Source organism: Lapillicoccus sp. (genome assembly GCF_046595215.1).
Classification (GTDB): domain Bacteria; phylum Actinomycetota; class Actinomycetes; order Actinomycetales; family Dermatophilaceae; genus Lapillicoccus.
On sequence record NZ_JBKJPP010000144.1, the window covers coordinates 1 to 13,779 of the forward strand.

The window sequence follows — 13,779 nt, forward strand, 5'->3', positions numbered from 1 at the left end:
CGGGTCCGGGAGGACATCCGCGAGATCCAGCAGCGGCTCGGCATCACCACCGTCGTCGTCACACACGACCAGGACGAGGCGCTGTCGATCTCCGACCGCGTCGCGGTGATGAACGGCGGGAGGATCGAGCAGTATGCCGCTCCCCTCGACCTCTATCGCACTCCCGCAACGACGTTCGTCGGCGGGTTCGTCGGGGCGACGAACACCCTCACCGGCTCCCTCGACCGCAACGGCAGCGGGTCCACGGTCCTCGTCGGGGGCGCCCGCGTCCCGGTGGAGTCGAGCAACCTCGAGGCGTCGGCCGCGTCCCGGGACGGTGACACGATCTCGGTGCGGCCCGAGGACGTCATCGTCGGGGGAGAGGGCGCTCCGGCCAGGGTCACCCGGGTCATCCCCCGCGGCCACTTCACCGAGATGGTGCTCGAGCTCGGTGAGACCTCGCTTCGCGCCTACGTGGACGGTGACTCGGTGACGACAGAGGGCACGGTGCCCATACGGTTCCGCCGGGCCCTGGTCTATCGCGACGGCGCGCTCTTGTGACCGATGGTGTCGTCGGCGGCGCTGGGGTGCTCGCCATCGCCCACCGCGGCGACCCGATCTCCTTCCGGGAGAACACCGTCCCGGCGATCCGGTCGGCCATCGAGGCCGGCGCCGACATCGTCGAGATCGACGTCAAGACGACGAGTGACGGGGTCAGCGTCGTCCTCCACGACGACAGCCTCACCCGGCTCTGGGAGGTCGACCGGGACATCTGGACGATGACTGCCGGCGAGGTCGCGGCGGTCGGCGCGGGCTCGCCCGTCGGGCTCGGCATCCCCACCCTCGAGCAGGCGCTGCGGCTCTTCGACGGCACGGGCACGGCAGTCCTCATCGACATGGACAGCGCCCAGTGGGTCACCGCGGCCCGGTATGCCGTGCAGCAGGTCGTCGACGCCGGTCACCTCCGCCCGAGCCAGGTCATCTGGTGCGGTGACACGGACGGCATGCGCGAGGTGCGGGCGACCGACCCCACCGCCCGGATCTTCCTCTCGTGGGGCGAGGAGGCCCGTGGCGGGCCGCCGGGCGACGAGCTCGTCGAGGCCCTGCGACCCGAGGCGTTCAACCCGCACTGGACGGCCGTCGAGGCAGGCGGTCGGGACTGGGCCCGGCGCAAGGGGCTGGCGCTGTCCTGCTGGACCGTCGACGAAGCCGCAGACATGCGGCGACTCGTCGAGGGCGGCGTCGACGCGATGATCAGCAACCGGATCCAGGCGCTGCTCGAGGTGGTCCGCGGTGAGTGAGACCGCTGCGCAGGCCCAGCCGTCCGGCCGTGCTGGCGGTGCCCGGGTCTCGAGCGCCGAGGCGCTCCGGGTGGCCCTCGAGGCGGCCGACCTGGCCATCGAGATCATGCACTCGACTCCCCGCGGGGAAGTGCGGACCAAGGCCCACGCAGCCGACCCGGTGACGGACATCGACCTCGCCACCGAGCGTGCCGTCCGAGACCACATCAGCGGGGCCTTCCCCGACCACGTCGTCGTGGGGGAGGAGCTCGGTGGCACGAGCCGCGGCGGGCCCACGTGGTACTGCGACCCCGTTGACGGGACGACCAACCTTGCTGCCGGGCTGCCCTGGACGTCCTTCTCCCTCTCGCTGGCCTTCGCGAGGATGCCGCAGATCGGCGTCGTCGCCGACCCGTGGCGTCGCGAGATCTTCCATGCCACCCGCGGCGGCGGGGCCTTCCGCCGCGGTCCGGACGGCGTCGACGAGCCGGTCCGGGTCGCCGACGTGGGGCATCTGGCCGGCGCCGTCGTCCTGACCGAGTGGGCGGCCCACACCCCGTGGGCGGGCATGCTGACGATGCTCGACGCCCTGGCACGCGAGATGTGCACGACGCGGATCATGGGGTCGGGGACCCTCACCGTGACCAGCGTGGGCGCCGGTCGGGCGGCGGGAGCGGTCATTGGTCAGTTCCACCCCGAGGACCACCTCGCCGCCCTGCTCATCTGCCGCGAGGCCGGGGCGACCATCCTGGACGCGCGGGGTCGGGAGACGGTGTGGCCGCAGGTCGGACCCTTCGTCGTGGCCGCGCCGGGAGTCGCCGGAGAGCTCCGGGCGCTGGCCACCTGCGCAGGCGACGGGAAGAGCCCTCCCACTAGATTGGGCGCATGAGCGAGCAGATCGTTGCCGTCACCGTCCTCGGGGACGACCGTCCGGGCATCGTCGCCGACCTGACGACCGTGCTGGCGGGCCTCGGCGGCAACCTCGAGGACTCGACGATGACGTTGCTGCGCGGGCACTTCGCGATGGTCGTGCTCGTCCGGACCACCCACTCGGCGGCCGAGGTCGAGTCGGCGCTCGCCTCCCTCACCGCGGACGGTGACCTCGTCGTCGAGGCACGCCTGCTGCCCGACCACGAGGTCCACGACCGGCCGGGGGCGGCATACACGCTGCGGGTGCACGGAGCCGACCGGCCCGGGATCGTCGCCGAGATCACCCGCGTCGTCGCCGAGCACGGAGGGAACATCGTCGACCTCGGCACCCGCCTGGGGCGCGGCCTCTACATCCTCACGGCCGAGCTGGCGCTCCCCGCCTCGGTGACCCCGGCCGTCCTCGAGGCAGCCCTCACGAGCGCTGCCCAGCGCCTCGGCGTCGAGGTGCACCTCAGCCCGGTGGACGACGACCTGCTGTGAGCCACGACCGGACCGTGAGCCACGACCGGACCGTGGTTCATGACCTGGCTGTGAACCACGACCGGACTGTGAACGACGACCGACATGGGTGAGTGGACGATGCCCTGGCTGCCGCCGGGCCGGGTGCTGGCGGTCGTCGTGGCGCCCCACCCCGTCCTGTCCACCCGCGGCGCGGACGTCGACCCCGCCGGGGCGAGCGTCATCCAGCTCGCGGCCGACCTCGTGGCGACCCAGGCCGTCTCGCCGGGGTGCGTCGGCCTCGCGGCGCAGCAGATCGGCGTCGCCTGGCGCGTGTTCAGCGTCGACGTCACGGGGCACCCGAAGACGCGCACGACCCACGGGGTCTTCGTCCTGTGCAACGCCGAGGTCCTCTCGGCCACCCGGAAGGAGCGCGGCAGGGAGGGGTGCCTGTCCGTGCCGGACTTCACCGGGGACGTCGGGCGGGCCCGACGACTCACCGTGCGGGGGCAGCTGCCGGTGACGGGGGAGTGGGTCGAGGTCGAGACCGATGCGTTCGAGGCGGTGGCCCTGCAGCACGAGATCGACCACACCAACGGGCTGCTGTTCCTCGACCGGGTCGCGGGCCCGGGCGCGGTCCACCCCCGCCGCACCTACCAGTGAGGCCCACGCCTCACCGGGGGCCCACCGCCCACGCCGAGCCGCACGGTTGACGCGGGGCCGCCGCTCAGGCGGCCGGTCGGTCGGTCGACGCCGAGCTGGCGTTCCGCCTCCACGAACCCCAGCCCCCGAGAGACCCGGATGGCCTCGTCGTCGGGATCGGCGACCATGACCAGCGTCCCCCCCAGCGGGCCGAAGCCGGTCGCGCTCGCCCTGTGGACCAGCGTGGCGGCCAAACCCTGCCGCCGGAACGCCGAATGGGTCTCGACGTCCTGGAACCGGGCCACCCCGGCCCCGGCCGCCACGAGCCCGAGCTGGGCCACGAGGCGCCCCTCGAGGAAGGCGCCGAACCAGACCCCCTGTCCGGAGTCGACGATCCGCCGGCGCATCGCGGCGCGGGCCGCCATGAAGGGGATGGCTTCGGCACGGGTCGTCGGGCGCCGTGGGTCGGGTCGCCGTGGACGATCTCCTGCAGCTCCACGTGCTGCTGCCAGTCGGCGTCTCCGTCCAGGGCTCGACAGCAGGCCCCGGCGTGGGGCCGGGTCGGCGCCGCGACGGCCGCCGCTGTCAGCACCGTGCCGAGCCCGATCGAGTATCCGGCGGCCACGAACCCCGCAACCCCAACGGGTCCGGCGCCCGGGTCGCCGATCCCGAAGGCACGGTGCCGGGCCGTCGGGGACTCCTCCTCGAAGCGCCGCACCCACGCGCCGGTCTCCCCCGCCGCCGGCGCCGAACGCAGGAGGAGGAAGTTGCCCCACCAGAAGCTCGGGTTGTCGTCGGTCCGGACCACGAGGTGGTCGCCGCGGTCGCAGATCGTGCTCCCGCGCCGTCGGAGCACCGCCACGTCGGTCCGAAGCCGAGAGACCGCACCGACGTGGCGTCCATGGAGGACGAACGGAGAAGGCGACGTCCCGGCATACCAGCGGATTGCGGCGGTGAGCACGCCCTGGCTAGAGTTGAGGCCGCCCCCGTGGCCCAACCGGCAGAGGCAGGCGACTTAAAATCGCCCCAGTGCGAGTTCGAATCTCGTCGGGGGCACCCACGGCTCCGCCCCGGCCAGGGGAACCAATTGGGTCCGTCGTTCGCATAACCTTGTGAAAGGTGCCCGCTGAGGGACACCAGAGAGTGCGGAGGCGCCATGGCCGGCAACAACCCGGTGTTTTCACGGATCGAGAAGCAGCTCAAGCAGGGCGGGTATGCCGGGTTCGACCGGCAGCAGCCCCAGCAGGCTCAGCAGGGCCGGCCCCGGGCGGGCTCCTCCCAGCCGGGGTTCGGCGCGATCCAGGACGGGATGTCCCAGCAGCAGCTCGAGGGGATGTACCAGCAGCAGTCTGCCGGTCCCCTCCAGACCGGTCGGCTGACCTTCGACGACGTCATCATGAAGACGCTTGGCCTGTTCGCGCTGCTGCTCGTCGCCGCCGGCACCACGTGGGTGCTCACGAAGGGCAACCCCGGGCTGACCACGCCCATCTGGCTGGCGGGCATGTTCGGGGGCCTCGCCATCGGCCTTGCGATCGCGTTCAAGAAGACGATCAGCGTGCCGCTCATCGTCCTGTATGCCGTGCTGGAGGGCGCCTTCGTCGGCGCGTTCAGCCAGGTGATGAACAACTACTACCCCGGCATCGTCGCCACCGCGGTCGTCGCGACGATGGCCACCTTCGCCGGCATGTTCGCGGGCTACAAGTTCGGCATCATCAAGGTGACGAGCAAGTCCCGTCGGATCTTCGGCATGGCCGCGATGGGCTACCTGCTCTTCAGCCTGGTCAACGTCGTCAGCCTCATGGCGGGGTGGACCAGCGGATGGGGCTTCGGCGGCAGCGGGATCCTCGGCCTCGGGATCTCCGTCCTCGGCGTGGGCCTGGCGTCCTACTCGCTCGCCATCGACTTCGACTCGATCGACACCGCGGTCCGCGCGGGCGTGCCGCAGAAGTACTCGTGGCTCCTCGCGCACGGACTCATCGTCTCGCTGGTGTGGCTCTACCTCGAGATCCTGCGCCTCCTGGCTCGCCTTCGCGACTGAGCCTTCTGGCTCGCCTTCGCAACTGAGATGATGGCACCGAGATCACCTGTCCCCGGGGAGGTTTCGGCAGAACTCCGGCGCGTGGTCGAGCGGTGGCAACAGCTGCCGCTCGACCGCGCGCGCTCGTGTGCCCCCGCCGTCCGCATCCTCGTGCAGGCGCTCGCCGCCGAGGCCTCAGCCTCCCGCGGAGGCGATCCCGGGGCTGAGTCGTTCGTGCCCGACCTCGGGCCGGCCGTCCTCATGGACCAGCTGAGCGTCATGGTCCACGACTGGTGCGCCAGTGGGACCACGAAGCAGGCCGGTCAGCTGGTGCCGCGCCTCGCGCAGGTGCGCAGGGCGCTGACCGCGCGCGGCTGAGAGGACGCCGACGGCGTGGGCCCGGCGGAGCCGATCAGCTGAGGCGCTCGTAGATGATGGCCATGCCCTGGCCGCCGCCGACGCACATGGTCTCGAGGCCGAACTGGCCGTCGTGGGCCCGGAGCCCGTTGAGCAGGGTCGTGGTGATCCGTGCACCGGTGGAGCCGAAGGGGTGCCCGAGCGCGATCGCCCCGCCGTTGACGTTGAGCTTGTCGAAGTCCATGCCGAGGTCGTCGGCGCTGGGCAGGACCTGCGCGGCGAAGGCCTCGTTGATCTCGTAGAGGTCCATGTCGGCGATGGTCATGCCGGCCCGCCCGAGGGCCTGGTGGGAGGCGACGACCGGGCCGAGGCCCATGATCTCGGGCGAGAGTGCGGAGACGCCCGTCGCGACGACGCGCGCCAGCGGCGTCAGGCCGAGCTCCCTGGCCTTGGTGTCGCTCATGACGAGCACGGCGGCGGCGCCGTCGTTGAGGGGGCAGCAGTTGCCGGCGGTGACGGTGCCGTCCTCGCGGAAGACGGGCTTGAGTCCCTGCAGGGCCTCCAACGACACCCCGGGGCGTGGGCCGTCATCCGTGCTGACGACGGTGCCGTCGGCGAGGGTGACCGGGGCGATCTCGCGCTCGAAGAACCCGTTGGCGATGGCCTTCTCGGCGCGGTTCTGGCTGCTGACGCCCCACTCGTCCTGGCGCTCGCGGGAGATCCCCCGCGAGGTGGCGACGTTCTCGGCGGTCTGGCCCATCGCGAGGTAGACGTCGGGGAGCAGGCCCTGCTCGCGCGGGTCGGTCCACGTCTCGTTGGAGGCGGCGGTGGCCACCCCGCGGGCAACGGCCTCGGCGAAGACGGGGTTCTGGTCGTCGCCGGCCGAACCGCCCGCGCCGGCGAAGCGGGCGTAGGACGAGACGCACTCGACTCCACCGGAGATGAACACGTCGCCCTCGCCGGCCTTGATCGCGTGGTAGGCCATCCGGGTCGTCTGGACGCTCGAGGCGCAGAAGCGGTTGACGGTCGCGCCGGGCAGGTGGTCGAGGCCGGAGAGGACGGCGATCACGCGGGCGAGGTTGGAGCCCTGTTTGCCGGACGGCTCGGCGCAGCCCCAGTAGAGGTCCTCGACGAGGCTCGGGTCGAGGTCGGGGACCTTGGCGAGCAATGCCGAGATCACACCCACCGACAGGTCGTCCGGGCGGACGTCCTTCAGCGACCCCTTGAAGGCGCGGCCGATCGGCGTGCGGGCGGTCGAGACGATGACGGCTTCGGTCACGGGGTCCTCCTGGACGGCGGGGTGAGCGGGCGCTCAGCAACCCGTCGATGGTATGCCGTGGGGCCACCTCACGGCCACGTGCCCGCTCTCTCCAGACGGTTCTCTCTCCCAGGCAGTGCGCTCTCGCTGGGCAGCGCTAGCCAGACCTGGTGTCCCCGGCGTCCTGGGACGGCGCCACCTCGGCAGGCTCCGGGTCCGCGCCCTCCGTGACCCCCATGACCTCCGTGGGGCCGGGGGCCGCCCGGTCGGGGTCGGGGGCGGCCTGGTCGGGGAGCGGCCGCCGCACCCGGTGGAGGACCACGGCCCACAGACCCAGCGGACCGCGGGCCTGACCGCCGATCGTGGTCGGGCTGACCTCGGTGCCGGGCTCGAGGACGGCGACGGTCGCCGCCTTCGAGACGGCTGCGACGGTGTCGCCGCGACCGCGGTTCGGCACCAGGGGCGTGTCCTCTCCCCAGAGGCCCAGGGCGGCGCAGAGGGACGGCAGCATCGCTGCGCCGGCCCGCGCGTAGCCTGCGGCCGAGGGGTGGAAGCGGTCCTGGCTGAACATCTCGAGGGGTCGTTCGGCGAACTCGGGCCCGATGAGGTCCCCGAGGGAGACGGTGCGCCCCCCGGCCTCGACGACGCCGACGGTCTGGGCAGCGGCAAGGTCCCGGCTCCACCGGCGGGCGAGCGCCCGCAGTGGCTGGGCCACGGGCTGCAGGGTGCCGAGGTCGGGACACGTCCCCACGACGACCTCGGCGCCGGCCTCCCGCAGCACGCGGACCGCACCCTCGAGGTGGCGAACGGCGATCGACTTGTCGATCCGGTGGGTGACGTCGTTGGCTCCGACCAGGATGACGGCCGCGTCGGGGTGGGGCACCGCGTCGAGGGCGTTGACCACCTGCATGTCGAGATCGCTCGACTCGGCGCCGATGACGGCGACGTTGGTCAGGCGCACGGGACGGCCGCTGAAGGCCGAGACCCCGCTGGCGAGGATCGCGCCGAGGGTTTCGTAGCGGGTGTCGGCGCCCATCCCGGCGGCCGAGCTGTCGCCGAGCACGAGCAGCTGGATGGGCTCACCGATGCCCGCGCCGTAGCGGCCGTCGTCCTCGGGGGCGCCCTCGAACGGCTGACCGACGAGGCGGCGTGCCAGCCGGGCCTCCACCTTGATCAGGCCGTAGCCCATCACGCCCAGGGCCCCGATCCCGGCCACCCCGAAGCCGCCACCGTAGGCGGCGGCTTGGGCGATCCGGCGAGCTCGACGTGCCCGTCCCATCTGCGTCCCTTCCACGTTGGCGGTGTCCCGCTCCAGCATGACGCTAACGTCTGGATGCCGGGTCAGGTGCCGGGAAAGGTGCCGGACCGCCGTCGCGCCGGGGTGTCCAGCATCTGAGAGGATGTCGGCGTGAAGTATGCAGAGCACATCTCCGAACTCGTCGGGAACACCCCCCTGGTCAAGCTCTCCTCCGTGGTGCTGGACGGCTCGGGCATCGCCTGCACCGTCCTCGCCAAGATCGAGTACATGAACCCCGGTGGCTCCGTGAAGGACCGCATCGCGCTGCGGATGATCGACGCCGCAGAGGCGTCGGGGGAGCTGGGGCCCGGCGGCACGATCGTCGAGCCCACCTCGGGCAACACCGGTGTCGGTCTGGCCCTCGTCGCCCAGAAGCGTGGCTACAGCTGCGTCTTCGTCTGCCCCGACAAGGTCAGTGAGGACAAGCGCGACGTCCTCAAGGCCTACGGCGCCGAGGTCGTCGTCTGCCCGACCGCCGTCCCCCCGGACCACCCCGACTCCTACTACTCGGTCTCCGACCGCCTGGTGCGCGAGATCGAGGGCGCCTGGAAGCCCAACCAGTACGCCAACCCGGAGGGCCCCAACAGCCACTACGCCTCGACCGGTCCCGAGATCTGGGCCGACACCGACGGCCGGGTCACCCACTTCATCGCGGGAGTCGGCACCGGCGGCACGATCACCGGGACCGGTCGCTACCTCAAGGAGGTCTCCGGCGGCGCGGTCCAGGTCATCGGAGCCGACCCCGAGGGCTCGGTCTACTCCGGCGGGAGCGGCCGGCCCTACCTCGTCGAGGGCGTCGGTGAGGACTTCTGGCCGCCGGCCTATGACCCGTCGGTCGTCGACGAGGTCATCGCCGTCTCCGACGCGGACTCGTTCGCGATGACCCGCCGCCTCGCCCGCGAGGAGGGCCTGCTCGTCGGCGGCTCCTGCGGGATGGCCGTCGTCGCGGCGCTGCGGGCGGCCCGGGACCTGCCCGCAGACGCGGTCGTCGTCGTGATCCTGCCCGACTCGGGCCGCGGCTACATGTCGAAGATCTTCTCCGACGAGTGGATGAGCTCCTACGGCTTCCTCCACACGGACGGCGAGAAGACCGTCGGTGACGTGCTCCGCTCGAAGTCCGGTGAGCTGCCCGCCCTCGTCCACACCCACCCCAACGAGACGATCCGCGTCGCCATCGACATCCTTCGCGAGTACGGCGTCTCGCAGATGCCCGTCGTCAAGGCCGAGCCGCCGGTGATGTCCGGTGAGGTCGCGGGCGCGGTCAGCGAGCGCACCCTCCTCGAGCTGCTCTTCACGAACCAGGCCCACCTCGCGGACTCGGTCGAGAAGCACATGGAGCCGGGCCTTCCGCTCGTCGGCTCCGGCGAGAAGGTCGCGATCGCCCGCCACGAGCTCGAGAAGGCGGACGCGGTCCTCGTCATCGACGGCGGGAACCCCATCGGGGTGCTCACCCGGGCGGACCTGCTCGGTTTCCTCAGCGACTGACCCGTATGCCGGACGGCCGGCTTGACGGCACCGCGGCTCCACGACGACACCGACGCCACGGCGTTTACGACGCACCGACCTCCCCCGGCTGCACGGCATACCGGGGGAGGTCGGTGCGCCGACGCTCAGCCCGCGGGGTCCCAGCTGAGCAGGCGGACCCGACTGACGTGGTCGACGTGCAGGTGCATCGCGGCGGCGGCGGCCCGGGGGTCGCCGACCCGGATCGCGTCGGCGATCTGCTCGTGGTCGGCGAGCGACTGCTCGGGCCGGCCCGGCTGGCGCAGCGACTCCGACCGGCTCGTGGCGATCTCGGAGCGGATCTCGTCGTAGAAGGCGGCGAGCAGGTTGCTGTGGGCCGCCTGGACGACCGCCGTGTGGAAGAGCCTGTCCCCCTCCATCGGGGGCTCGCCGGCCCGGACCTGAGCGCGCATGACCTGCAGGGCGCCCTCGATCCGCTCGAGGTCGTCGTCGGTCCGCCGGGTCGCTGCGAGCTGGGCCAGCTTGGTCTCCAGCGCGTCCCGGGCGTCGAGCACGTCAGGGAGCAGCTGCTTGCGCGCCACGAGGTCGGCTACCGGCTCGACCTCGAGGGTGTCCCGGCGCAGGTAGACCCCACCGCCGTGCCGGGTCTCGACGAGGCCCTGCACCTCGAGGGCGACGATCGCCTGCGCGACGGAGGAGCGGCTGACCCCGAGCCGCCTGGCGAGATCGCGCTCGGCAGGCAACCGCGACCCCCGCACGAGGTCGGCCGAGACCACGTGGGCCCGGAGGCGTTCGATGACCAGCTCATAGAGGCGGCCGCGCGCGACCGGGCGGAGCTCGTCGCTCACTCGTCCTCCTCGCGCCCGCGTCAGCGCATCGTGGCAGACCCTTGACACCCCCGCGGGGTGGGTCCAAGATAACGGACCATTGGCCGAGTGGCCAAGTGGCTGAGCCACTTCTCCTGCGGAGGTATCCATGACATCCATGGCAGCGGACGGCAGCCACGCCGTCCACCGGCGCCGAGCCGTCATCGCCAGCACCATCGGCACGACGGTCGAGTGGTACGACTTCTTCCTCTACGGGACGGCGGCGGCGCTGGTCTTCCCCAAGCTGTTCTTCCCCGGCAGCTCGGAGTTCGCCGGCGTGCTCGCGTCCTTCAGCACCCTCTTTGTCGGCTTCGCGGCCCGCCCGGTCGGAGCCGCGATCTTCGGGCACTACGGTGACCGCGTCGGGCGCAAGGCGACCCTCGTGACGACCCTGGTGCTCATGGGGGTGGCGACGTTCTGCATCGGCCTCCTGCCCGGCTTCACCAGCATCGGCGTCGCGGCGCCCATCCTCCTCGTGCTGCTGCGGATCGCCCAGGGCATCGGCGTCGGCGGCGAGTGGGGGGGCTCGGTCCTGATGTCGATGGAGTGGGGCAGCAAGAAGCGCCGCGGCCTGATGGCGAGCTTCCCCCAGCTCGGCGTGCCGCTGGGCCTGCTCCTCTCGACCGGGATGATCAAGCTGATGACGTCGGTCCTCAGCCCGGCCGACTTCGACAGCTGGGGCTGGCGGGTGCCGTTCCTGGCGAGCTTCGTGCTCGTCCTCATCGGCCTCTACGTGCGCCTGCGAGTCATGGAGAGCCCCCAGTTCACCGAGGTCAAAGAGGCCAAGGCCGTGGTGCGCCAGCCCTTCATCCAGGTCCTCAAGGAGCACCCGATGGAGATCCTCACCTCGGCGTTCATCCGGCTCTCCGAGCAGGCCCCGTTCTACATCTTCATCACCTTCGTCCTCACCTACGGCACCAGCGTCCTGAAGCTGCCTCGCGGCGACCTGCTCAACGACACGCTCGTCGCCGCCGGACTCGGCCTGATCAGCGTCCCGCTGTTCGGCCACCTGTCCGACCTGTTCGGCCGCCGGCTCGTCTACGGCATCGGCATCGTCTGCACGGCGCTCTACGCGTTCCCCTACTTCGGGCTGCTCGACTCGAAGAACTCCGGGCTCGTGCTGCTCGCCATCGTGCTGTCGCTGCTCTTCCACGACATCCAGTACGGCCCGCAGGCCGCGCTGATCGCCGAGAGCTTCGGGACCAACCTGCGCTACAGCGGCGCCGGCATCGGCTACCAGCTCGCCTCGGTCATCGCCGGTGGACCCGCCCCGCTCATTGCGGCCTTCATCCTCGAGAAGACCAAGTCGAGCACCGGCATCAGCTGGTACATCGTCGGGTGCAGCGTCGTCGCCTTCGCGGCCCTCATCCTCATGCCGCGCACCCAGCTGAATGCGGAGGAGGCCGCGGAGGCCGATGTCGACGCACCGCTGGGCGCCAAGGGATGACCGAGCAGAGCACCGGCGCGTGGGTGGAACGCGCTGGCGCGCTGCGGGGGATCCGGGTCCTCGACCTGACGCGGATCCTCTCGGGACCTTTCGCGTCGATGATCCTGGCCGACCTCGGGGCCGACGTCATCAAGGTGGAGGACACCAAGGGCGGCGACGACACCCGGCACTGGGGGCCGCCGTTCCTGGGTGAGGACGCGGCGTACTTCCACTCCGTCAACCGCAACAAGCGCTCGCTCTCGGTCGACCTCAAGAGCGGGGCGGGGCTCGACATCGTGCTGCGACTCGCGGACACCGCCGACATCGTGCTCGAGAACTTCCGACCGGGTACGGCGGAGCGGCTCGGGCTCGGGTATGCCGCGCTGTCGGCCCGCAACCCGCGGCTGGTCTACGGGTCGGTCAGCGGTTACGGCCACACCGGTCCGTTGAGCGGGCGTGCGGGCTACGACGCGATCGCCCAGGCGATGTCCGGTGCGATGAGTGTCACCGGGGTCAAGGACGGCGAGGCGGTGCGCTTCGGCATCGCCGGTGCCGACCTCGGAGCCGGCATGTGGGTCACCATCGGGATCCTCTCGGCGCTGTGGTCGCGCGAGAGCACCGGGGTGGGCCAGCACGTCGACGTCTCACTCCTCGACGGACAGGTCTCGTGGCTGACGTATGTGGCGCAGAACTACTTCGCCTCGGGCGTGACGCCGGGGCGATTCGGATCGGCGCACCCCAACATCGTTCCCTACCAAGGGTTCTCGACCGGCGACGGTGAGATCATGGTGGCCGTCGGCAACGACGGGCTGTGGCGCCGTTTCGCGTCGGCGCTCGGCCTGCACGAGCTCGTCGACGACCCGCGGTTCGCGACGAACCCCGACCGCGTCACCAACCGCGACGTCCTGCTGCCGCTGATCAGCGCGGCCCTGACCGCACGCTCGGCGGTCGAGTGGTCGGATCTGCTGACCGAGGCCGGCGTCCCCGTCGGGCCGATCAACACCGTCGCCGAGGCCCTCGAGCTGCCCCAGATCCAGGCGCGCGAGATGGTCGTCGACCTGCCGCACACGGTGGAGGGGCGCGTGCGCACCCTCGGCTCGCCGATCAAGCTGTCCGGCACGCCCACCACGCTGCGGCACGCGAGTCCCACCCAGGGCGAACACACGAGCGAAGTGCTTGCGGCACTGGGTCTGTCGCAGGACGAGATCGGCCGGCTGCTCGCCGACGGGGCGGTGCGATGACCGGGTCGGCACGGGTGCGCTCCTGACGCTCAGATCGACGTCGGCACAGATGAAGGAGCCGAGCGGGCTCTGGCCGAGTTGACCGCCGACGGCTCGAGCGTGGCCGAGGACGAGCCCCAGGTTCTGGTCGAGCAGACCGCCGCAGTGGCGCCAGAACGTCTGGGTGACCTCGTCGGCCACGTCAGCCGCTCCGCGCGGGAAGCGATGGACAGCGCGCGCTGCTCGGCGATGCACCTCGACTGAGGCCCAGACCGGAGGCCGATCCGCTTCGGGACAGCCTCTCACCCGATGCCGTGGGCAGCCGGTCGGGCCCGCCCAAGGTCTGCGCGCGGCACCCGGGCCCGACGAACGCGGATAGCCACTCGGGCATCAAACGGGCCCCAATGTTCCCCATACGGGCAGGTCAGCCGCCGAGGTGTCACGAAGAGACCCAATTGCGGGCGATATGCGGGCACCGACCGGGCCAGCTCCGGGGCCCATTCGGGCTCGCCAAGCCCGATCGGCTCGGGCAGAGTGAGCCCTGGAACGGACGTTGTGGCTTGGGTCACGCGCCGGTCAACCGGTCCATCACCCGCAAAGGAGCA

At 71.5% G+C, this 13,779-nt stretch carries 15 protein-coding genes and 1 tRNA gene; 12 read left to right on the plus strand and 4 right to left on the minus strand.

From position 1 onward, the window contains the following. From ACLL9L_RS12885 to ACLL9L_RS12905, 5 genes are all read left to right on the plus strand, one after another. Positions 1-540, plus strand: a 540-nt coding sequence (locus tag ACLL9L_RS12885) for a TOBE domain-containing protein (RefSeq protein WP_411285061.1), incomplete at its 5' end; no start/stop codon positions are given. Beyond that, the gene (locus tag ACLL9L_RS12890; RefSeq protein ID WP_411285062.1) at positions 537-1,280 is read left to right on the plus strand and encodes a glycerophosphodiester phosphodiesterase; all 744 of its coding nucleotides are present in this window, start codon (positions 537-539) and stop codon (positions 1,278-1,280) included. The genes ACLL9L_RS12885 and ACLL9L_RS12890, both read left to right, overlap by 4 nt. Continuing rightward, positions 1,273-2,148: an inositol monophosphatase family protein gene (locus ACLL9L_RS12895; protein ID WP_411285063.1), complete on the plus strand. Its 876-nt coding sequence runs from the start codon at positions 1,273-1,275 to the stop codon at positions 2,146-2,148. The genes ACLL9L_RS12890 and ACLL9L_RS12895 overlap by 8 nt, the downstream gene beginning before the upstream one ends. Beyond that, positions 2,145-2,669, plus strand: a complete 525-nt coding sequence (locus ACLL9L_RS12900; protein WP_411285064.1) for a glycine cleavage system protein R — start codon at positions 2,145-2,147, stop codon at positions 2,667-2,669. Before ACLL9L_RS12895 ends, ACLL9L_RS12900 begins: the two co-directional genes overlap by 4 nt. Before the next feature lie 84 nt (positions 2,670-2,753). Next, positions 2,754-3,290, plus strand: coding sequence for a peptide deformylase (locus tag ACLL9L_RS12905; RefSeq protein ID WP_411285065.1), 537 nt, complete (start codon positions 2,754-2,756; stop codon positions 3,288-3,290). On the opposite strand, the gene ACLL9L_RS12910 is transcribed toward ACLL9L_RS12905, so the two are convergent. Then, complete coding sequence (locus tag ACLL9L_RS12910; RefSeq protein WP_411285066.1) at positions 3,281-3,694, minus strand: GNAT family N-acetyltransferase; 414 nt, start codon at positions 3,692-3,694, stop codon at positions 3,281-3,283. The two genes, ACLL9L_RS12905 and ACLL9L_RS12910, sit on opposite strands and share 10 nt — an antisense overlap. 557 nt (positions 3,695-4,251) lie before the next feature. On the opposite strand from ACLL9L_RS12910, the gene ACLL9L_RS12915 reads away from it, so the two are divergent. The 3 genes from ACLL9L_RS12915 (at position 4,252) to ACLL9L_RS12925 (ending at position 5,664) form a co-directional block, all read left to right on the plus strand. After that, positions 4,252-4,325, plus strand: a tRNA-Leu gene (locus ACLL9L_RS12915). Between the two features lie 100 nt (positions 4,326-4,425). Further along, entirely contained in the window at positions 4,426-5,307 is an 882-nt protein-coding gene (locus tag ACLL9L_RS12920) for a Bax inhibitor-1/YccA family protein (protein ID WP_411285067.1), read from the plus strand. Between the two features lie 81 nt (positions 5,308-5,388). After that, complete coding sequence (locus tag ACLL9L_RS12925; RefSeq protein ID WP_411285068.1) at positions 5,389-5,664, plus strand: hypothetical protein; 276 nt, start codon at positions 5,389-5,391, stop codon at positions 5,662-5,664. Positions 5,665-5,698: 34 nt separating this feature from the next. Here the strand turns inward: ACLL9L_RS12925 and ACLL9L_RS12930 are convergent, their stop codons facing one another. Beyond that, positions 5,699-6,922: an acetyl-CoA C-acetyltransferase gene (locus ACLL9L_RS12930; protein ID WP_411285069.1), complete on the minus strand. Its 1,224-nt coding sequence runs from the start codon at positions 6,920-6,922 to the stop codon at positions 5,699-5,701. Positions 6,923-7,058: 136 nt separating this feature from the next. After that, positions 7,059-8,219: an SGNH/GDSL hydrolase family protein gene (locus ACLL9L_RS12935; protein WP_411285070.1), complete on the minus strand. Its 1,161-nt coding sequence runs from the start codon at positions 8,217-8,219 to the stop codon at positions 7,059-7,061. Positions 8,220-8,309: 90 nt separating this feature from the next. Between ACLL9L_RS12935 and ACLL9L_RS12940 the strand changes: the two genes are divergently transcribed. Further along, positions 8,310-9,683 carry a cystathionine beta-synthase gene (locus ACLL9L_RS12940; RefSeq protein ID WP_411285071.1) on the plus strand — a complete coding sequence of 458 codons (1,374 nt, stop codon included), beginning with the start codon at positions 8,310-8,312 and terminating at the stop codon, positions 9,681-9,683. A gap of 125 nt (positions 9,684-9,808) precedes the next feature. Here ACLL9L_RS12940 and ACLL9L_RS12945 read toward each other — a convergent pair whose 3' ends face one another. Beyond that, positions 9,809-10,510 carry a FadR/GntR family transcriptional regulator gene (locus ACLL9L_RS12945; protein WP_411285072.1) on the minus strand — a complete coding sequence of 234 codons (702 nt, stop codon included), beginning with the start codon at positions 10,508-10,510 and terminating at the stop codon, positions 9,809-9,811. A 127-nt stretch (positions 10,511-10,637) separates the two neighbouring features. Here ACLL9L_RS12945 and ACLL9L_RS12950 point away from each other — a divergent pair, with 127 nt between their 5' ends. The 3 genes from ACLL9L_RS12950 (at position 10,638) to ACLL9L_RS12960 (ending at position 13,438) form a co-directional block, all read left to right on the plus strand. After that, a complete protein-coding gene (locus ACLL9L_RS12950) occupies positions 10,638-11,975 on the plus strand; it encodes an MFS transporter (protein WP_411285073.1) in 1,338 nt (445 codons plus the stop codon). After that, positions 11,972-13,195: a CaiB/BaiF CoA transferase family protein gene (locus ACLL9L_RS12955; protein ID WP_411285074.1), complete on the plus strand. Its 1,224-nt coding sequence runs from the start codon at positions 11,972-11,974 to the stop codon at positions 13,193-13,195. Before ACLL9L_RS12950 ends, ACLL9L_RS12955 begins: the two co-directional genes overlap by 4 nt. A gap of 99 nt (positions 13,196-13,294) precedes the next feature. Beyond that, a complete protein-coding gene (locus tag ACLL9L_RS12960; protein ID WP_411285075.1) occupies positions 13,295-13,438 on the plus strand; it encodes a hypothetical protein in 144 nt (47 codons plus the stop codon). Positions 13,439-13,779: the final 341 nt, after the last annotated feature.

Coding starts and splice junctions, on each gene's coding strand:
- ACLL9L_RS12905 (WP_411285065.1), top strand. CDS start 2,754: ATGGGTGAGTGGACGATGCCCTGGCTGCCGCCGGGCCGGGTGCTGGCG.
- ACLL9L_RS12910 (WP_411285066.1), bottom strand. CDS start 3,694: ATGGCGGCCCGCGCCGCGATGCGCCGGCGGATCGTCGACTCCGGACAG.
- ACLL9L_RS12950 (WP_411285073.1), top strand. CDS start 10,638: ATGACATCCATGGCAGCGGACGGCAGCCACGCCGTCCACCGGCGCCGA.
- ACLL9L_RS12935 (WP_411285070.1), bottom strand. CDS start 8,219: ATGCTGGAGCGGGACACCGCCAACGTGGAAGGGACGCAGATGGGACGG.
- ACLL9L_RS12900 (WP_411285064.1), top strand. CDS start 2,145: ATGAGCGAGCAGATCGTTGCCGTCACCGTCCTCGGGGACGACCGTCCG.
- ACLL9L_RS12920 (WP_411285067.1), top strand. CDS start 4,426: ATGGCCGGCAACAACCCGGTGTTTTCACGGATCGAGAAGCAGCTCAAG.
- ACLL9L_RS12955 (WP_411285074.1), top strand. CDS start 11,972: ATGACCGAGCAGAGCACCGGCGCGTGGGTGGAACGCGCTGGCGCGCTG.